The organism is Blastococcus sp. SYSU DS0669 (genome assembly GCF_054050895.1).
Window position 1 is genome coordinate 262,159 of the sequence record NZ_JBJHAE010000003.1, and the last position, 18,033, is coordinate 280,191.

The following is an 18,033-nucleotide window of genomic DNA, read 5'->3' on the forward strand; positions in this document are numbered from 1 at the left end:
GCCGGCGTTCCGCTGCCCGTCTCCGTCACATGTCGAGGCCGCCGTTGACCCCCCACACCTGTCCGGTGATGTACCCGGAGGCGTCCGCGGCGAGGAAGTGGACGACGCGGGCGACCTCCTCCGGCTCCCCGAGCCGGCCGAGCGGGATCTTCGCCTTGAGGCCGTCGAGCACCTTCTCGGGCACGGCATCGAGCATCTCGGTGGCGGTGTACCCCGGCGTCACGGCGTTGACGGTGATGCCCGGCCCGTCGGTCTTGCCCGAGCGCTTCACCTGCATCGCCGCCTCCAGCGCCAGCGTCTTGGTCAGGCCCAGCAGCCCCGACTTGGCCGAGGCGTAGTTCGACTGCCCGATGCCGCCCGTCTCCCCGATCACCGAGGAGATCATCACGATCCGCCCGCTGCCCCGTTCGTGCATGTGCCGGAGCGCCGCCTGGGAGAGGTAGAAGGCTCCCGACAGGTTGACGTCGATGACCCGGCGCCAGTCGTCGTCGGTCATCTTCAGCACGGTCCGGTCGGCGGTGATGCCGGCGTTGTTGACCAGGATGTCCAGCCGGCCGTGCCGCTCGATGACCTCGGCGATGGTCCGGCGGCAGTCGTCAGGGTTGGCGATGTCCCCCCGGTGCACGCTCACGTTCCGCTCCGGGTAGGCGCCGGCGAAGTCCTGGGCGAACATCTCCGCCCGTTCCCGGTTGCCGCTGTACCCCGCTGCGACGTCGGCGCCCTGCTTGGCCAGGCTGCGGCAGATGGCGGCGCCGATCCCGCGGGTGCCACCCGTCACGAAGGCCACCCTGCCGAGCAGCTTGTCCCCGGACCTCGTCGAACGTTCCTGCGTGGCTGTCATGGCGTCCTCCCTGGGCGCGGCGCGCCTCACCGTGGCCCGCGGGGGTGGGACGACGGTGATCTGCCGCCTGGTGCCCCGACGCCGGGCACTCGCGCAGCATCCTGGGCGCGGCCGCCGGCGTCAACGGCGCCGGTGCTGATCCGCGACGCCACCGTCGCCGTTCCCGACGTCGGCACTCGTCCCCGGTGGAGCGCTCCGCACCGGTCGGCGCGGGAGTGTCCGCACCCGGACGACGGGTAGCGGGGGTGGATGCCCCCCTCGCCCCAGCCCTCCTCCCCCGACCGCACCGCCGACCTCGAGGCGGTGCTCGCCGAGGTCGCCGACCGCTCGCGGCACCTGGCCGAGGAGGGCGAGGTCGAGGAGCAGCCCGAGGAGCTGCCCTCGGCCGACGCCGCCCGCTTCGGGCTGGCGCTCGCCGAGCTGGACGGCACGGAGCACGTGACCGGCGACGCCGACGTCGGCTTCGCGGTCCAGAGCGTGGTGAAGGTGTTCGCCCTCACGGCCGCCCTCCAGCTGGTCGGCGAGGAGCTGTTCGAGCGGGTGGGCCGTGAGCCCTCCGGCGACCCGTTCAACTCGCTCATCCAGCTGGAGCACGAGAAGGGCGTCCCGCGGAACCCCTTCATCAACGCCGGGGCGCTGGTCGTCTGCGACGTCCTGCTGGACGCGGCGGACGACCCCTTCGGGGCCGTGGCCGGCCTCGTCGGTGACCTGACCGGCGAGGAGGCGACCCTGGACGGGATCGCGCTGGACGCCGAACGGGAGAGCAGCTCCCTCAACCGGGCCATGGGCCACCTGATGAGCTCGTTCGGGAACGTGCACCACCCGGTCGACGAGGTCGTGGAGCTCTACCTCCGCCTGTGCTCGATCACGGTGACCACGCGCACGCTGGCCCGCGCCGCCCGCTTCCTCGCCAACGACGGCGTCAACCCGCGCACCGGCGCGGCGGTGCTGTCCGAGCCCCTGGCGCGACGGGTCAACGCGCTGATGCTGACGTGCGGCACCTACGACGCCGCCGGGCAGTTCGCCTACGACCTGGGCTTCCCCTGCAAGAGCGGGGTCGCCGGAGCCGTGATGGGTGACGTGACCGGGCGCTTCGGCGTGTGCGCGTGGTCGCCGCCGCTCGACGAGAAGGGCAACTCGCGGGCGGGGCGGGCAGCGCTGCACCTGCTCTCGGAGCGACTGGACCTGTCCCTGCTCTGACCCGGGGCGGCACGAGCCGGGAGGGGGTGACCGAGCCCGTCACGACGCGGGCGTCAGGCCCCGCCGCAGCTCGTCCAGGGCCTGCGCGAGGCCCACCCGCGGCGCCCAGCCCCACGCCCGCGCGCGGTCCGTGCGCAGGGCGCCGGTCCACACCGGCTCGTCGGTCCACTGCGGCTCGACGCCGAGCGCGTCGGCCACCGTGCCCAGGTAGTCCCGCCACGTCGCGGGCTCACCCGCGACGACGACCGGCGTGGTGGCGCCGGCCACGGGGCCCCGCTCCGCGTCGTCGGCGGTCGCGATCGCACCGGTGGCGACGTCCGCGATGAGGGCCGCGAGGTCCTCGACGTGCACCCAGGCCCAGGCCTGCTCCGGGTTCGCCCGGCGCTCGCCGTCGCGCACCTGCTTCGGCCGCAGCGTGTTCCAGACCGACGTCTCGCCCGCGCCGAGGACCGCCGGGGGGCGCACCAGCACGGTCGTGAGCCCGCCGACCTCGGCCAGCGCGGCGTCGGCGGCGTTCTTCGTGTCGGGGTAGGCGCCACTGCCCTCGGGCAGGAGGGCGCCGTCCTCGGCGACGTCGCCGACGCCGGCCGAGCGGTCGTACACCCCGGCGGTGGAGAGGTGCACCAGCCGGGCGACGCCGGCGTCCCGGGCGGCCCGGGCGACGGCCTGCGTCCCCTCGACGCCCACCCGGTGCTGCACCTCCCGGGGGGAGCCCATCGGGTGGACGGTGGTGACGACCGCGTCGGCGCCCGTGGTCACCGAGCGGGCGAGCTCCTCGTCGGCGAAGTCACCGACGTGCTCGGTGACGCCGTCCAGCGAAGGCGCGCTGCCGGCCCGGCGGACGACGGCACGCACCTGCGCCGACCGCTCGACGAGCGCCCGGCAGACCGCGGTGCCCACCAACCCGTTCGCACCGGTGACCACGACGACGGGAGGGGTGGATGCCATGGCGCCACCCTGCCAGCGGCGGCACGACTCCGCCCACCGCGCGGCACGCCCGCCTCCGCACCCGGGTCAGGGCAGCGCGGCGAGCTTGCGCTGGAGCACGCCGCGTTCGCGCTCGTTCCCGCAGAGGCCGACCGCGCGCTCGAGCTCCCGGCGCGCCTCGCCATGGCGGTGGAGCCGCCGGAGCAGCTCGCCGCGGACGCTCGGCAGCAGGTGGGAGCCGGACAAGGTGCCCGCCGCGACGAGGTCGTCGACCAGGGGCAGCGCGGCCGCCGGTCCGCGGGCCATGGAGATTGCGACCGCCCGGTTGAGCTGGACCACCGGCGAGGGCGCCAGCCGGGAGAGGACGTCGTAGAGCAGGACGACCCGTTCCCAGTCGGTGCCCTCGACCGACGGCGCGACCGCGTGGCACTCGGCGATCGCGGCCTGGACACCGTACGCGCCGAGCCCGCGGCCGACCCGCCCGGCCTGGGCGAGCGCCGCCCGCCCGCGCCGGATCGCGGCCCGGTCCCAGCGCCGCCGGTCCTGGTCCTCCAGCAGCACCGGTTCGCCGTCGTCGCCCACCCGGGCCGGGAACCGGGCCGCGGTGAGCTCGAGCAGGGCGAGGAGGCCGTGCACCTCCGGCTGGTCGGGCACCAGCCGCGTCAGGACCCGGGTCAGCCGGATCGCCTCGCGGGCCAGGTCCGGCCGGATCCAGTCCTTCCCGGAGGTGGCCGTCGACCCCTCGGTGAAGACCAGGTACAGCACGCTCAGCACGGAGCCGAGCCGCTCGCGGCGCTCCTCGGCCGGCGGCGCCTCGAAGGGCACCTCGGCCGCGGCGAGCGTCTTCTTGGCCCGGGTGATGCGGGCCTGCACGGTCGCGGTCGGCACGAGGAAGGCCCGGGCGATCTCGTCGCTGCCCAGGCCGCCGAGGACGCGCAGCGTGAGCGCGACCTGGGCCTCCCGCGAGAGCACCGGGTGGCACGCCACGAACATCAGCGCGAGGACGTCGTCGTCCACCTGGTCGGGGTCCCACAGGAGGTCGTCGTCGTCCGTGGTGGGTGACCAGGCGCCGGAGGTGGTGCCTCCATCGGTCAGGCCCCGGGCGAGGGTCGCGTACCGCTCGTCGCGTGCGGACCGGCGTCGGAAGGCGTCGATGGCCCGCCGACGCCCCACGGTGAGCAGCCAGCCCGCGGGATCGCGCGGCGGCCCCTCCCGCGGCCACGTGACCAGGGCCTCGGCCAGCGCCTCCTGGGCCAGGTCCTCGGCCAGCGCGAAGTCGCCGGTGTACCGCGCCAGCCGGCCGACGATGCGCGCCGACTCGATGCGCCAGACCGCCTCGACGGCCTCGCGGCCGCTGCCGGCCCGGGGGGGGGGGGGGGGGGGGGGGGGGGGGGGGGGGGGGGGGGGGGGGGGGGGGGGGGGGGGGGGGGCCGCCCCCCCCCCCCCCCCCCGGCGGGCTCACAGCTGGCCGGTCCGCTCCCGCCACGCCCGCTCCTTCTGGATCCACTCGTTGTCCTGGGGGAACTCGTCGATGCTGCTGACGCGGCGGATCTCGGCCTTCATGCCGGGGCCGGCCAGCGGCGCCCGCTTCGCCCACTCGACGGCCTCCTCCTGCGAGGCGACGTCGAGGATCCAGAAGCCCCCGAACAGCTCCTTGGTCTCCCCGTACGGGCCGTCGGTGACGACCGGTGGCTGGGAGGAGTAGTCGACGACGACGCCCTTCGCCGCGTCGTCGAGACCCTCGGCCGCGACGAGGACGCCGGCCCGGATCATCTCGTCGTTGAACCGGCCCATCGTCGTGAGGACCTCGTCGAAGTCGACGTTCGCCATCTCGGCGTAGCTCTCGTCGGTGGCCCGCATGATCAGCATGTACTTCACGGCGTCGCTCCTGCGTGGTGTCCGGGTCCCGGTCGGACCCTCTCACCCCTGGGTCGAACGGCGACACCACCGGATCGACAGCCGGCGTGACATTCTCCGATGCCCTCACGCGGGCGGGCTCACCCCCGACGGGCGGCGGGCGGTCAGCGGGCGGGGTCGACCATCGTCATCCCGGCGACCTCCGCCCGGTCGAGGACGGGCAGCAGGTCCGCCGCCTCCGCGAGCCCGATGGTGCGCTCCACCAGCAGGTCGGGCCGCAGCGCGCCCCGCTCGATGAGCGCCAGCATGCCCGGGTAGTCGGCCGCCGCCATGCCGTGGCTGCCGAGCAGGTCGAGCTCCCAGCCGATCACCCGGTCCATGGGGACCCGCGGGTGCCCGCCGACCGGCGGCAGCAGCCCGATCTGCACGTGTCGGCCCCGGCGCCGGAGGCTCCGGATGCCGTCGGCGCAGGTCTGCTCGCTCCCCACGGCGTCGACGGCGACGTCGCTGCCGCCGCCGGTCAGCTCCCCCACGACGGCCGGGACGTCGGCGCCGTCGGCCAGCACGGTGTGCTCCGCGCCCAGCGTGGCCGCGGCGGCGAGCGCCGCGGGGTTGCGGTCGACCGCGACGACGCGGCAACCCGTCGCGCGGGCGATCATGACCGCGCTGAGCCCCACGCCGCCGGCTCCCACCACGGTCACCCACTCACCGGCGGCGATCCGCGCACGGCCCACCAGGCCGCGGTAGGCCGTCGCGAACCGGCAGCCGAGCGCGGCCGCCGTCGGGAAGTCGACGCGCTCCGGGACCGCGACCAGGTTGGTGTCGGCACCGTGCAGGGCGACGTGCTCGGCGAACGACCCCCAGTGCGTGAAGCCGGGCTGCTGCTGGTCGGGGCAGACCTGGGCCTCCCCCGCCCGGCACCACCGGCACCGACCGCAGCCGCAGACGAACGGCACGGTCACCCGGTCCCCCGTCTGCCAGCGAGCGACACCGGCGCCGACCTCGGCGACCACGCCGGCGAGCTCGTGCCCGGGCACGTGCGGGAAGGCGATCTCGTCGTGGCCGGCCCAGGCGTGCCAGTCGCTGCGGCACATCCCGGTGGCCATCACGCGCACCACCACCCCGCCCGCCGGCGCCGTGGGCGCCGGCACCTCCCGCACCTCGGGCCTGGCTCTGACGGAGTCGACGACGACGGCGCGCACGCCGCCATGCTGTCAGCCGCCGATCACCCGCCCGTCAGGCGATGCGGCGGAGCCGGTCGATCCGCAGGCCGTCGTCGTCGGGGGTGCGCATGTGCGCGATGACGGTGAGCAGGTCGGGGCGGGTGTCGGTGGGGTGGTCACGGGGCCTCCTCGGCCGGTGGGGCGCAGTCTGGGCGGTGGAGGGGCCGGCCCGGTCAGGGCACGAGGATGGCCCGGCCCCGGACCTTCCCGGCGTCGAGATCGCGGATCGCGTCCACGGCCCGGTCCAGCGGGTACTGCTGGGTGTGCAGCGTGACCTTGCCCGCCTGCGCGAGCACCATCAGCTCGGCCAGGTCGGTGTAGGTACCGACGATGTTGCCGACGACGTTCTTCTCCCCGGCGACGAACTCCAGCGTCGGGATCCGCAGCTCGCCGCCGTACCCGATGACGTAGAGGGAGCCGGCCGGGCCGGTCATGCGCCAGCCGTCCATCTCCGCCCCCTGCTCGGCGACGAAGTCGAAGACTACGTCGGCACCCCCGCCGGTCAGCTCCTGCACCGCCTGCACCTGGTCGCCGTCGGCGAGCACGGTCTCGTCCGCGCCGATCTGCCGGGCGAGCTCCAGGGCGTCGGGGTTGCGGTCGACGACGACGATCCGCGTGCCCGACAGCGCGGCCAGGCACTGGACGCCGATGTGGCCGAGCCCGCCGGCGCCCTGCACGACGGCGGTCGTGCCCGGGTGCAGCAGTGGCAGGGCCTTGCGCACGGCGTGGTAGGCGGTGATGCCGGCGTCGGCGAGCGCGGCGACGTCGGCCGGGTTGGTCGACGGGTCGAGCTTCACGCAGGCGCGGGCGGTCGTGCGCAGGTACTCGGCCATGCCGCCGTCGTCGTTCGACAGCCCCGGGAAGAAGGCGTTCTCGCACTGCATGTCCCGGCCGGCGCGGCAGGCCGCGCACAGCCCGCAGCTCGGCTGCGGGTGCAGGATCACGGTGTCGCCGACGGCGACGTTGGTGACGCCCTCGCCGACCGCGTGCACCCACCCGGCGTTCTCGTGCCCGATCACGTAGGGCAGGTCGGGGTTCTGCAGCTCCGCCCACTGGCCCTCGAGGATGTGCAGGTCGGTGCGGCAGACGCCGGCGCCACCGATCTTCACGATGACGTCGAGGGGCCCCCGCAGCTGCGGCTCGGGGATGTCGTCGATGCTCGGGTCGGCGTGGTACGAGTGCACGCGGACGGCCTTCACGGGCGGGTTCCCTTCGAGACGGTGAGCGGGAGGAGCGGTCGGTCCTCGGGGCGGGGCGCCTGGTCGGCTTCCGACCCGGGGTAGCGGGTGGTGAGCAGGCCGCGGCAGAAGTGCGCGTTGCCGTCGATCGAGATCCGCACGGAGCGGGCCCTGCGCAGGAACAGCGCGGCCTCCTCCCTGGCGGGGCGGGTGCCGTCGGCGTCGACGAGCACGGGTGCGTCGTCGTCCAGCGGCAGGCCGAGCGCGGCCCGGCGGTGCAGCAACGCCTCGGTGGTGCGCTCCCCCGCCGGCAGGTCACCGAGCACGACCGCCGCGACGTCCACGCCGGGATCGGTGCGCAGCAGGGCGGTGACCGCCCGCTCCATCGCGGCGGTGTGGGCCTTGCGGACGAAGGTCGCGCGGAGCTCGTCCAACGAGTCCTCGGCCTCGTGCCCGAAGGTGCCGCGGTAGCCCGATCCGGCGGCCAGGCCGCGGTTGATCAGGTCGGAGTCGTGGGGGGGGGGGGGGGGGGGGGGGGGGGGGGGGGGGGGGGGGGGGGGGGGGGGGGCGGGGGGGGGGGGGGGGGGGGGGGGGGGGGGGGGGGGGGGGGGGGTGGCCGGGGGGGGGGTCGGGGGGGTGGGGTGGGTGGGGGCGGGGGGGGGGGCCCCCCCCCGCCCCCCCCCCGGACTCAACCCCGGGGACGGCGGCTACCGCGGCCCGGGCATCGGACGCCATGAGCCACGCGAAGTTGGGCGCGCAGAACGACGTCGGCAGCCGCAGGTGCACCTCGGCACGGGCGCCCGTCACCGACACGGAGCGGACGAAACCGAGGTCGGTGATCGGCTCGTCCAGCTCCGGATCGGCGACGGTGGCCAGGGCCGCGCGCACCGCGGCTCGCAGGTCGGGGAGGAGGGCGGTCACGGGGGCCTCGGCCTCAGACGGTCGCGAGGTCGGCGGCGGCCGGGTCCCGGGGGCCGGTCAGGGTCTGGTCGGCGTCGGGCAGCTGCAGCTCCGGCGGCACCGGCAGGTCGTAGAGCTTGGCCGCGTTGAGGCCGAGGACCTTCTTCTTCTGCACGGTGGTGAGCGGCGCGTACTCGGTCAGGTCCTCGGGGATCTGGAAGTCGACGAACTTCTGCACCAGCCACTGCGGGGTCCACAGCGCGTAGTCGCTGGAGAAGAGGATGCGGTCCTCCCCGATCCAGTACAGGAGCTCGCCCATGATCTGGGCGAAGTAGCGCGGCCGGGTGTGGATGAACGGGATGGCCACGGCCAGGCCGGCGACGACGTTGGGCTCCTGGGTGGCGATCCAGCAGAAGTCCTCGAGCCGCGGGAGGCCGCAGTGCTCGACGACGAAGGTCAGGTCGGTGAAGTCGGTGGCCACGTGGTCGACGTCGGCGACGTCGAAGGCATCGCGGTCCAGCGGCCGGATCGTCGGGCCCTTGTGGACGTGGATGTTCCGGATGCCGACCTCGCGGCACACCTCGAGGTACCGGTAGGCCATCGGGTCGGTGAGCTTCCAGCCGCGGGACTCGCCGTGCCAGTCCGCGGTGTAGAGCTTCACGCCCTTGAGGTTCATCCGCTCCGCCGCGGCCCGCAGGGCGTCCAGGCCGTTCTCGCCGTCGCGCGGATCCCAGTAGTGGTTGTAGGTCAGCTTGTCGGGGTGGGCCTGGGCGAGGGCGAACGCCTCCTCGGTCTGGCCGAAGCCCCGGTGGTAGAACTCGGCGAGCCGGGCCGGCTGGAAGATCGCGTGGTCGACCATCCCGTCGCCGAAGACGTCGCGCATCAGCCGCTCCCCGCCCTGGTAGAGGTACTCCTCGTAGGACCAGACCTCGGACTCGGGGCTGAGGTTGCGGTGGTAGTCGTAGAAGCAGTCGATGAACTGCTTGCCGTGCACGTTCCGCTGGTTCTCCGGGCGTGCGTCCCACAGCGCGATGTGGGCGTCCACGATGAAGTAGTCCTCGCCGTCCCTGCGGTACATCTGCCGGCCTCCCAGCGTCTCCCGATGTGGCGGCGGTCACGCCGCTCGGACACGACGCTAGGAAGGTCGCGCCCCGCCCGGAAGATGTGGTCTGTCTCACTTTGAGACGTCGTTGAGGCGTACCGTGCCGGGCCAACCAGGAACGAGACGGGTGCGGAGGCGCACGCACCCCCGGAGGAGGTGCTCCGGCGTGGAGACGGAACGGCCCGGGTCGCCACCCGCACCGCTCGGCCCCGGCCCGCGAGCCGACGGGCGGCTCGCGGCGCCCCGGCTTCGGGCCTCGTGGCGGCGCAGCCAGGAGTACGGGGTACCCCCCGACGAGGTCCTGCCGCGCTTCACCGGCTCGGTCGACACCGGGTCGCTGCTGTACGAGTGCGGATCGCAGGTGCTCGCGGGGCTGCAGGCCACGATCGCCAACGAGCCGGTCAGCCTGATGGTCGCCGACCGCGAGGGGCTGGTGCTGACCCGGCTGTGCAGCGACGCGGGGATGCGGCGCTCCCTGGACGCGGTGCACCTGGCGCCGGGCTTCTACTACTCCGAGCGGCAGGCCGGCACGAACGGGCTCGGCCTCTCCCTCGCCGACCGCGCCCCCACGCTTGTCCGGGCCGCGGACCACTACTGCGCCGAGCTGCGCGGGTACACCTGCGCGGCCGTCCCCGTCCTGGACCCGGTGTCCGGCGAGCTGGCGGGGTCGATGAACCTCACCACCTGGTCGGACTCGTCCTCCGAGCTGCTGCTGGCCCTGGCGCAGGCGGCGGCCGGCGCCACGAGCGGGCTGATGCTGCAGCGGGCCACCGGCCGGCCGGTGGGATCGGCACCCCGGGGCGAGGTCTTCCGGGTGGTCGCCGGAGCCGCCGGCGACGGGGACCCGTGCGTCTCGGCCGCGTGGCATGCGGCCCTCGCGTCCGCGAGGGCGGCCGATGCGGCGGGCCGGGTGCTCGCCGTCGTCGGCGAGCCGGGGGTCGGCAAGTCGATGCTCGCGGTCACCGCGCGCCGGCACCGGGGCCGCGGCCGCCGGGTCCTGCACGCCCGTGCGCCCGGCGACGACGGCGCTGCGGCCTGGCTGGACCTGTGGACGCCCGAGCTGCGGGACCCCGAGGTGCACGTCGTCGTGTCGGCCGCCGACCGGCTGCCGGCGTGGGCGGCCGGGGAGCTCGCCGCGGTCCTGGCCGCCGCGCGGCGGACCGACGGCCGCCCGCAGCCCTTCGTCCTGACCAGCCGGGAGTACGCCGCGCTCCCCCCGCCGCTGGCGCTGCTGGTCGACGCCGTCGTCGAGGTGCCGCCGCTGCGCCTGCGCACCGATGACGTCATGGCGGTGGCGCACGCCGTGGCACGGGCCGAGCGGCACCGCCCCGTCGAGTTCACCGCCCGCGCGGCCCGCGCGCTGACCGGCTGCCCGTGGCCGGGCAACACCCGCCAGCTGCGCCAGGTGGTGCGCGAGGCCGTGGCCCGCGCCGACGTCGTCGACGTCCACCACCTCGCCCCGGAGGTGCTCGACGGGGGTTCCCGCGTGCTGAGCCGGCTGGAGCGGCTGGAGCGCGACGAGATCGTCCGCTGCCTCACCGAGCCGGGCACCACGGTGACCAGGGCCGCGCAGACCCTCGGCATCGGCCGGGCCACCCTGTACCGCAAGATCGCGCACTACGGGCTGGCCCTGCCCGAGGCGCCCGGCTGAACGTCAGCCGTGGTCGGAGACCCGGTGGCGGGCCAGCACGTCCAGCCCGAGATCTGCGGCGGGGTCGCGCCACACCGAGTGGGCGTGGGTGGCCCCGCGCTGGGCGTTGTCCCACTCGATCAGCAGCCTCCGACCCTGCACCCGGGAGCAGTGCGGCGCGCCCGGCTCCCCGGCGGATCCGGCCACCTGGTGGACGGGCCTGGCCGCTGGGTGAACGGCAGGCATGCCGACGAAGGACGGCACGCGGACCGGGGGCGTCGGATCGGCGGCCGGCGGTGGTCGGCGTGGTCGGACGCCGTGGCGTGGCACACACTGGCCGTCGTCGGCACCGCCCGAACAGGAGCCCGTCCATGCGCCGCTGCCTCGTCGTCGCCAACCAGACCCTGTCGAGCGAGAGCCTCGGCCGGGCCGTGCAGGAGCGCATCGCCGCCGGGCCGCACTCCTTCCACCTCGTGGCGCCGGCCACCCCGGCGCGGGACGAGGTCGACGGCCCGAGCGCGTACGCGGCCGTGGGGCCCTCCGTGCAGGAGCGCGCCTTCGCGCTGGCGCGGCAGCGTCTGGACCGGGCGCTGGACGAGCTCCGCGCCCTGGGCGCCGAGGTCGACGGCGAGGTCGGCGACCCCGATCCGCTGCAGGCCGTCCGGGCCGCGCTCGGCCACTTCCCGGCCGACGAGATCGTCGTCTCGACGCTGCCGCGCGGCCTGTCGCAGTGGCTCCGCCGCGACCTCCCGGCCCGGCTCCGCAAGGCCTGCGGTGTCCCGGTCACGCAGCTCACCGAGGAGGCGGGCACCGGGGCGCGCACCTGAGCCCCGCGAGCCCGGCGGGTCGGGAACCGTCGAGCGGTCCGTGAGCGTTGCCTGGGGACCGGCCCCCGCCCTGCACGAGGAGCTCCATGACCACCCCGCTGCCCACCGGCCCCGCCGTCGCCCTCGAGGTGGGCGACGACGGCGAGCTGTCGTGGCTGATGTCGCTCGACCCCACGGTCCTGGCCGTCCTCGGCGGCACCGTGCTGGTGCTCCTGCTCGTCGCCCTGCTCACCGCTTGGCTGGTGGTGCGACGCGTGCGGCGCAGCCCGCTGGTCGCCCGCGGCCGGGAGCTGGCCTCCCGCGGCCGCGAGCTGGGCCTGCAGGGGGCCACCGCCGTCGCCGCGCGCCGTCTGCCACCGGGGTCCCGGCGCTCCGCGGCGGAACTGCAGCTGGAGATCTGCCGGGCGCGGGACGGGCTGCGCCGCCACGTGGCCGCGGCGCAGGCCGCCGGTGCGCACCTCGGGGACGTGCCCGACCTGCTGCCGTCGCTGGTCGCCGAGGGCAGCCGGCTCGAGCAGCGGCTGCGGCTCCGAGCCCTGGGGGCCGACCCGACCGACCGCTCCGATCCGGAGCCCGAGGCCCGGGCCTACCTGGACACGGTCGCCGACGTCTGCGAGGCGGTGCGCGAGGCGGAGCGGGCGGTGGTGGCGAGCAGCCGCCCGGTCACCGACGTCGCCGATGCGGTCGCCGCCCTGCGCGCGCACACGACCGCCTACCAGGAGCTCACCGCACCGCCGGCTGCGCCCTCGCTGCCTTCTCCGGCGCCGGAGCTCCGCGACCGACGCTGAGCACGACCAGGGTGGCGGCCAGCCCCAGGACCAGGCAGCCGGCGATCGCCGGGAGGTAGGAGCCCGAGGCGTCGACGGCCGCGCCGGCCAGCGGTGCGCCGAGGGCGGAGCCGATCCCGGCGCTGGTGTACAGGACGCCGAGCAGCCCACCGAGGCGGGTGGTGCCGAAGCGGTCGGCGACGACGGCGGGCCCGATCGCCACGAAGCCCCCGTAGCCGACGCCGAGCACCACGGCGAAGGCGAGCAGCATGCCGTACCCGCTGCCCAGCGCCCACAGCGCGAAGCTCAGCCCCATGGTGAGGAAGCACCCCTGGAAGGCGCGCAACGACCCGGTCCGCGCCGCGATCAGCCCCAGGAGCAGCCGGCCGGCGGTGCTCGCCAGCCCGATCACGCCGACCAGGGCCGCCGCCGCGACCCGGTCGACCCCCTGCTGCACGGCGTACCCGGGCAGGTGCACGAACGGCACGAACAGGGCCACGGACAGCAGCCCCGAGGCCAGGTACAGCCGCCGGTAGTCGCGGTTGCGCACCGCGTCGCGGAGCGTCAGCGCCGCCGGGCCCGCCTCCACCGGCGGCGCCTGGACCACCAGGGCGCACACCACGAGGACCACCGCCCCGGCCAGCCCCAACACGAGGTGGGTGGTGCGCCACCCGAGCTCGCCGATCAGCGCGGCGGCCAGCGGCGCCACCGCGAGGGTGCCCAGGCCGATCCCCGTCACCGACACCCCGATCGCGAGCGTGCGGCGCCGCTCGAACCACCCGCTCACGACGGCCACCATCGGGACGTAGGCGCAGGCCACCCCGATGCCGACCCCCAGCCCGTAGGTGAGCAGGCCTATCCAGAGCTCACCTGCCAGCGAGGTCGCGGTCAGCCCGGCGCCGAGGGCCACGGCACCGACCAGCAGCACCCGCCGGGGGCCGTAGCGGTCCACCGCGACGCCGCTGAGCGCGCCCAGGCCGAAGTAGGTGAGCGAGGTCAGGGCGAAGAACGCCGACGTCGCGCCACGACCGGAGCCGAACTCCTCGGCCATCGGGGCGAGGAAGGCACCGAACGAGTAGGCGATGCCGAACGAGACGAACATCCCGGCGAACGCCGCGGCGACCATCACCCAGCCGCGGACCGAGTCGACCGCTGCCGAGGAGCGCATGGGGTCGGACGATACGAGACCGCCGGGCGCGACGGTGCGAGGCCGGGACCGGCCGGGTCGTCAGGGGCGGAACCGCAGGACGACCACCTCCGAGTCCTGCGACGGGGGGGCCTCGTCGAACTGGCTGTCCACCAGCAGCAGCCGCCCGCGTGCGACGTCCGCGGTGGTCAGCACGCGGTCGGGGTCGGTGGCCACCTCGGCGACCGCCCGGGCCGCCGTGGCGTCGGGGTCCAGCCGCAGGTAGGTGAGGATGCGCGGGAAGTTGCGGACGGCGACCAGCGTGCGCCCCTCCACCACGAGCCCATCGGCCGAGGTCAGGTCGACGTCGCCGGTGTCGACGAGGGTGGGCGCCGCCGTCGCGAGGTCGAAGCGCCACAGCTGCCCGGCCGCGCTGTGCGCCACCACCAGCGACCGGCGGTCGGGGGCCACCTCGATGCCGTTGAGGCCGAACGTGCCCGGCTCCTGCGCGATGGTGCCGGCCGCGTCCGACCACAGCGACGCCGTCCAGTCGCCGTGCTCGCGGGCGATCCGGAAGATCCGCGGGGTGGTCGAGTCGGTGACGTAGGCGGCGCCGTCCGGGCCGATGACGACGTCGTTGAGGAACAGCGGGCCGTCGACGGGCATCCGCAGGGCCGCCAACAGGTCGCGGTCGTCGTCGTAGATCCAGAAGTCCGGGGCGTCCGCGGGCGCGCCGTCCTGCGTGCGGTTGTCGCCCCCGGCGACGTAGACCCGTTCGCGCCGGTCGGTGGCGATGCCGACGGCGACGCGCCGGCCGTCCGCCAGGGCGTCGTCCTCGTCCAGCCACACATCGGTCCGCGGGTGGTCGAGCCGGCCGCGGTGGAGCTCCCCGCCGGTGGTCTCCGTGACGTAGAACGCCCGGCCCTTCCCGGCGACGGCGATCCCCTCGAACTGGGAGCCCTCCGGATCGCCGGACAGCGCGTAGGTGACCGGCTGGCCGCGGCCCTCACCGGGACGGCGGTCGTCCGCGGCGACCGGCGGGGCGAGCGCGAGCACGAACGGCGGGAGGAGGAAGACCGCCGCGGCGGTACGGCGGAGCGTCGGGCGCATGAGGCCTCCGTGTGGAGTGGGTGGACCCCCGTGCGACCCACACGATGACGCGGGACGCCCGGGAGCGCCAGCGACCTGCGCGCCCGGCCTCCGGCGTCAGGGCTCGGCCGCGTCCCCGGTCGCGGTCAGCCACGCCCGGGCCGCCGCGTAGTCGTCGGCGGTCCCGAGGACGCGGTAGCCGCTCGGGGTGCGTTCCAGCAGCAGCCAGGCGCCGTCGAACGCCTCGAGGACCGTGTCGTCGCAGCGGTCCGGCAGCCCGTGGGGGAACCGGGCCGAGCGGATCTCGCGCCGGTGGGGCGGCGGCGTCGCGGACATGGGCTCGCCGGGAGGGGTGGCCGATCCGCACCGGCCGCCGTCAGGACTTCCAGCGCCTGCGCACGTCTTCGGCGAAGGCGGTGTACTCCCGGACCGGGAGGACCTCCTCGAGGGTCAGGTGGTGGCTCATGGGCAGGGCGCCCATCACGACCTGGTCGAGCTGGTCGTGCGACTCGACCTCCACGATCCCGATCACCCGGCGCTGGCCGGCCACCTTGTACAGGCTCTTGATCAGCCCCGCTTCCATCGCGCCGACCGCCGCCTGGGTCTCCCGCTCCCACTCGTCCCAGAACTCGTCGCGGTCCAGGCGGGTGTGTTCGACGCGGAAGCTGAGGTGGAACAGCATCGGGCGCTCCTGAGGTGCGGGGCGGCGCCGTCCGACGCCGCCGCTGCGGGGTGGCCGTCAGGGTGCTCCCGCCTCCTCCGCGCGACAAGGCTTCGGACCGGCCGGTGTTCCCGGGCGCGCCGGGTCTCCCGCAGCGGCCGTCGCGGTGGGTACCTTCTGTGACCTGGACCACAGCAGCACGTGGAGGTCGGCACCATGACCCTGACCGAGCAGCGCACCGAGCCGGAGCAGGCGGGCGACCCGTCCCCCCCGAGCACGTCGACGTCCTGATCGTCGGGAGCGGCGTCTCGGGCATCGGGGCCGCCCACCACCTCCGGGAACGCTTCCCCGAGAAGTCGCTCGTACTCCTCGACGCCCAGGACCGCCACGGGGGGACCTGGTGGACCCACCGGTACCCCGGCGTCCGCTCGGACAGCGACCTGTTCACCTACGGCTACCGCTTCAAGCCCTGGCGCGGCCCTTCCATCGCGGCGGGCGAGGAGATCCTGAAGTACCTGGACGAGGTCATCGCCGAGGACGGCCTCGCGCCGCACATCCGCTTCCTGCACCAGGTCACGGCAGCGAACTGGTCGAGCGAGGACCGACGGTGGACCGTGCACGTCACCCGCACCGACACCGGGCAGGAGCTGCGGTTCACCACCGGCTTCCTGTGGATGTGCCAGGGCTACTACAACCACGCCCGGCCCTACCAGCCGCGCTGGGAGGGGATGGAGCGGTTCGAGGGCCAGGTCGTGCACCCGCAGCAGTGGCCCGACGACCTGGACCTCTCCGGCAAGCGGGTCGTCGTCATCGGGTCCGGCTCCACCGCCGCGACGCTGATCCCCGCCATCGCCGGGCAGGCGGCGCACGTCACCATGCTGCAGCGCTCGCCGTCCTACTTCCTCGCCCCGCCGTTGACGCACGACCTCGCGGTGACGCTGCGGCAGCTGGACATCCCGGAGGACTGGACCCACGAGATCCTCCGCCGGGCCTACACCGCCGAGTTCAACGAGCTGGCCCGGCTGGCGCACGAGGCCCCCGACGATCTGCACACGTTCCTCATGGAGTCGATGAAGCCGCTGCTCCCGGAGGGCTTCGACGTCGAGAAGCACTTCACGCCGCGCTACCGCCCGTGGCAGCAGCGCATCGCGATCGTCCCCGAGGGTGACCTGTTCGCGGCGCTCCGGGAGGGGAAGGCCTCGATCGTCACCGACACGATCGAGACCTTCACCGAGACGGGGATCCGGGTCGGCTCCGGGGAGGAGCTGGAGGCGGACGTCGTGGTCACCGCCACGGGGTTCGACCTCTCCGTGCTCGGGGACGTCGCCTTCGCCGTGGACGGCGAAGCGGTGGACTTCACCGAACGCTTCACCTGGCGCGGCCTGATGATCAGCGGCGTCCCCAACATGGCCTACGTCTTCGGCTACTTCCGGCACAGCTGGACACTGCGGGTGGACCTCGTCAGCGACCTCGTGATCCGGCTGATGGAGACCATGGAGCTCAAGGACGCCACCATGGTCGTCCCGACGCTGCGCGACGAGGACGCCGGCATGCAGGTGCGCCCGTGGTGCGACCCGGAGGACTTCAACGCCGGGTACGTCATGCGGTCCCAGCACGTGTTGTTCAAGCAAGGCGACCGCGAGCCGTGGACGCACATGCTGGAGCACGCGGCAGAGGCCGAGATCCTGCCCAAGGCCGATCTCGACGACGGGTCGCTCGTCTACCGGTGACGCCGTCGCCCTGCCCAGATCTCCCGACGGGCGCCGTGCCCGGCGGGTTCCACAGCTCAGCGAGGAGCCACCATGCCGCAGACGGCCGTCCGGACCGGAGTGACGCTCAACTACGAGATCAGCGGCGAGGGCGACCCGCTGCTGCTCGTCATGGGGACGTCGGGATCGCTGCTGCTCTGGGGCGAGCTGGTCCCGCGGCTGGCCGAGCACCACCGGGTGATCGCCTACGACAACCGCGGGCTCGGCGGCAGCGAGCGAGGCGAGGGCGAGATCACGGTGGCCTCCTTGGCCGAGGACGCCTCCGCCCTGCTGGAGGCACTGGACGTCCCGCGGGCGCACGTCATGGGCTGGTCGCTCGGCTCGGCGATCCTGCAGGAGCTCGCGCTCGCGCACCCGGAGCAGGTCGCGACCGCGGTCATGTACGCGACCTGGGCGCGGTGCGACGGCTTCCAGCGCTCGGTGCTCTCCGCCCTGCGGCACCCCTACGCCACGCGGGACATGGAGGCGGCCCTGGCGAGCGCCGGCATCGCCTTCTCACCGCAGCTGCTCGACCACCCCGACTTCGAGAAGATGCTCGAGCCGATGCTGCCGGCGTTTCCCCAGACCGAGGAGCAGATGCAGGTCACGGTCGAGCAGTGGGACGCCGACCTGGCGCACGACACCCTCGACCGGCTGGGCGGCATCACCGCCCCCACCCTCGTGGTCGTGGGCGAGCAGGACCTGCTCACCCCGCCCTGGCAGGCGAAGGCGGTCGCCGACGCCGTTCCCGGCGCGCGGTACGAGCTGATGACGGGGCCGGGGTCCAGCCACGGGCTGCACATCGAGCGACCCGACGACCTGGTGCGCCTGGTGACCGCGTTCCTGAACGAGCACACGCTGCTGCAGTCGAGCTGAGCGGGGGGGCGGCCCGGGACGGTCAGCGGGCAGGACCCACGACACGCGCGGGTCGGTGGAGGACGCACCCGTCCTCCACCG

The 18,033-nt window shown here is 74.9% G+C and carries 20 protein-coding genes; 6 read left to right on the forward strand and 14 right to left on the reverse strand.

Translation table 11 applies throughout. The features are described from left to right. Positions 1-25: 25 nt before the first annotated feature. On the reverse strand, positions 26-841 hold the full coding sequence (locus ACI792_RS05970) for a beta-ketoacyl-ACP reductase (protein ID WP_456601782.1): 816 nt from the start codon (positions 839-841) through the stop codon (positions 26-28). Between the two features lie 249 nt (positions 842-1,090). Between ACI792_RS05970 and glsA the strand changes: the two genes are divergently transcribed. Then, positions 1,091-2,041, forward strand: a complete 951-nt coding sequence (glsA, locus tag ACI792_RS05975) for a glutaminase A (protein WP_456601783.1) — start codon at positions 1,091-1,093, stop codon at positions 2,039-2,041. A gap of 39 nt (positions 2,042-2,080) precedes the next feature. On the opposite strand, the gene ACI792_RS05980 is transcribed toward glsA, so the two are convergent. From ACI792_RS05980 to ACI792_RS06015, 8 genes are all read right to left on the reverse strand, one after another. Further along, positions 2,081-2,989, reverse strand: coding sequence for an NAD-dependent epimerase/dehydratase family protein (locus tag ACI792_RS05980; protein ID WP_456601784.1), 909 nt, complete (start codon positions 2,987-2,989; stop codon positions 2,081-2,083). A gap of 66 nt (positions 2,990-3,055) precedes the next feature. Next, complete coding sequence (locus ACI792_RS05985) at positions 3,056-4,291, reverse strand: RNA polymerase sigma factor (RefSeq protein WP_456601801.1); 1,236 nt, start codon at positions 4,289-4,291, stop codon at positions 3,056-3,058. A gap of 135 nt (positions 4,292-4,426) precedes the next feature. Next, complete coding sequence (locus ACI792_RS05990; protein ID WP_456601802.1) at positions 4,427-4,837, reverse strand: YciI family protein; 411 nt, start codon at positions 4,835-4,837, stop codon at positions 4,427-4,429. A 152-nt stretch (positions 4,838-4,989) separates the two neighbouring features. Beyond that, a complete protein-coding gene (locus ACI792_RS05995) occupies positions 4,990-6,027 on the reverse strand; it encodes a zinc-binding dehydrogenase (RefSeq protein ID WP_456601785.1) in 1,038 nt (345 codons plus the stop codon). A gap of 194 nt (positions 6,028-6,221) precedes the next feature. Then, positions 6,222-7,247 (reverse strand): NAD(P)-dependent alcohol dehydrogenase, encoded by a 1,026-nt coding sequence (locus tag ACI792_RS06000; RefSeq protein WP_456601786.1) that lies wholly within the window; start codon positions 7,245-7,247, stop codon positions 6,222-6,224. Beyond that, positions 7,244-7,660, reverse strand: a complete 417-nt coding sequence (locus ACI792_RS06005; RefSeq protein ID WP_456601787.1) for a hypothetical protein — start codon at positions 7,658-7,660, stop codon at positions 7,244-7,246. Before ACI792_RS06005 ends, ACI792_RS06000 begins: the two co-directional genes overlap by 4 nt. Further along, a complete protein-coding gene (locus ACI792_RS06010; protein WP_456601803.1) occupies positions 7,542-8,147 on the reverse strand; it encodes an iron-sulfur cluster assembly protein in 606 nt (201 codons plus the stop codon). The genes ACI792_RS06005 and ACI792_RS06010 overlap by 119 nt, the downstream gene beginning before the upstream one ends. 13 nt (positions 8,148-8,160) lie before the next feature. Next, positions 8,161-9,204 carry an amidohydrolase family protein gene (locus tag ACI792_RS06015; RefSeq protein ID WP_456601788.1) on the reverse strand — a complete coding sequence of 348 codons (1,044 nt, stop codon included), beginning with the start codon at positions 9,202-9,204 and terminating at the stop codon, positions 8,161-8,163. Between the two features lie 190 nt (positions 9,205-9,394). Here ACI792_RS06015 and ACI792_RS06020 point away from each other — a divergent pair, with 190 nt between their 5' ends. Next, positions 9,395-10,879 (forward strand): AAA-type ATPase lid domain-containing protein, encoded by a 1,485-nt coding sequence (locus ACI792_RS06020; protein WP_456601789.1) that lies wholly within the window; start codon positions 9,395-9,397, stop codon positions 10,877-10,879. A gap of 3 nt (positions 10,880-10,882) precedes the next feature. On the opposite strand, the gene ACI792_RS06025 is transcribed toward ACI792_RS06020, so the two are convergent. Next, positions 10,883-11,065: a DUF3500 domain-containing protein gene (locus ACI792_RS06025; RefSeq protein ID WP_456601790.1), complete on the reverse strand. Its 183-nt coding sequence runs from the start codon at positions 11,063-11,065 to the stop codon at positions 10,883-10,885. 164 nt (positions 11,066-11,229) lie between these two features. Between ACI792_RS06025 and ACI792_RS06030 the strand changes: the two genes are divergently transcribed. Together ACI792_RS06030 and ACI792_RS06035 are read left to right on the forward strand one after the other, a co-directional pair. Next, on the forward strand, positions 11,230-11,685 hold the full coding sequence (locus tag ACI792_RS06030) for a hypothetical protein (protein ID WP_456601791.1): 456 nt from the start codon (positions 11,230-11,232) through the stop codon (positions 11,683-11,685). An 86-nt stretch (positions 11,686-11,771) separates the two neighbouring features. Continuing rightward, positions 11,772-12,473, forward strand: a complete 702-nt coding sequence (locus ACI792_RS06035) for a hypothetical protein (protein ID WP_456601792.1) — start codon at positions 11,772-11,774, stop codon at positions 12,471-12,473. Here the strand turns inward: ACI792_RS06035 and ACI792_RS06040 are convergent. From ACI792_RS06040 to ACI792_RS06055, 4 genes are all read right to left on the reverse strand, one after another. Next, a complete protein-coding gene (locus tag ACI792_RS06040; RefSeq protein ID WP_456601793.1) occupies positions 12,409-13,620 on the reverse strand; it encodes an MFS transporter in 1,212 nt (403 codons plus the stop codon). The genes ACI792_RS06035 and ACI792_RS06040 overlap by 65 nt on opposite strands. A 60-nt stretch (positions 13,621-13,680) precedes the next feature. Further along, positions 13,681-14,688, reverse strand: coding sequence for an SMP-30/gluconolactonase/LRE family protein (locus ACI792_RS06045; protein ID WP_456601794.1), 1,008 nt, complete (start codon positions 14,686-14,688; stop codon positions 13,681-13,683). Between the two features lie 96 nt (positions 14,689-14,784). Continuing rightward, a complete protein-coding gene (locus ACI792_RS06050; RefSeq protein ID WP_456601795.1) occupies positions 14,785-15,003 on the reverse strand; it encodes a hypothetical protein in 219 nt (72 codons plus the stop codon). A gap of 40 nt (positions 15,004-15,043) precedes the next feature. Beyond that, complete coding sequence (locus ACI792_RS06055) at positions 15,044-15,349, reverse strand: muconolactone Delta-isomerase family protein (RefSeq protein WP_456601796.1); 306 nt, start codon at positions 15,347-15,349, stop codon at positions 15,044-15,046. Positions 15,350-15,507: 158 nt separating this feature from the next. On the opposite strand from ACI792_RS06055, the gene ACI792_RS06060 reads away from it, so the two are divergent. Together ACI792_RS06060 and ACI792_RS06065 are read left to right on the forward strand one after the other, a co-directional pair. Then, complete coding sequence (locus tag ACI792_RS06060) at positions 15,508-17,058, forward strand: flavin-containing monooxygenase (protein WP_456601797.1); 1,551 nt, start codon at positions 15,508-15,510, stop codon at positions 17,056-17,058. A 72-nt stretch (positions 17,059-17,130) separates the two neighbouring features. After that, complete coding sequence (locus tag ACI792_RS06065; protein ID WP_456601798.1) at positions 17,131-17,952, forward strand: alpha/beta fold hydrolase; 822 nt, start codon at positions 17,131-17,133, stop codon at positions 17,950-17,952. The last annotated feature ends 81 nt before the right edge of the window (positions 17,953-18,033 follow it).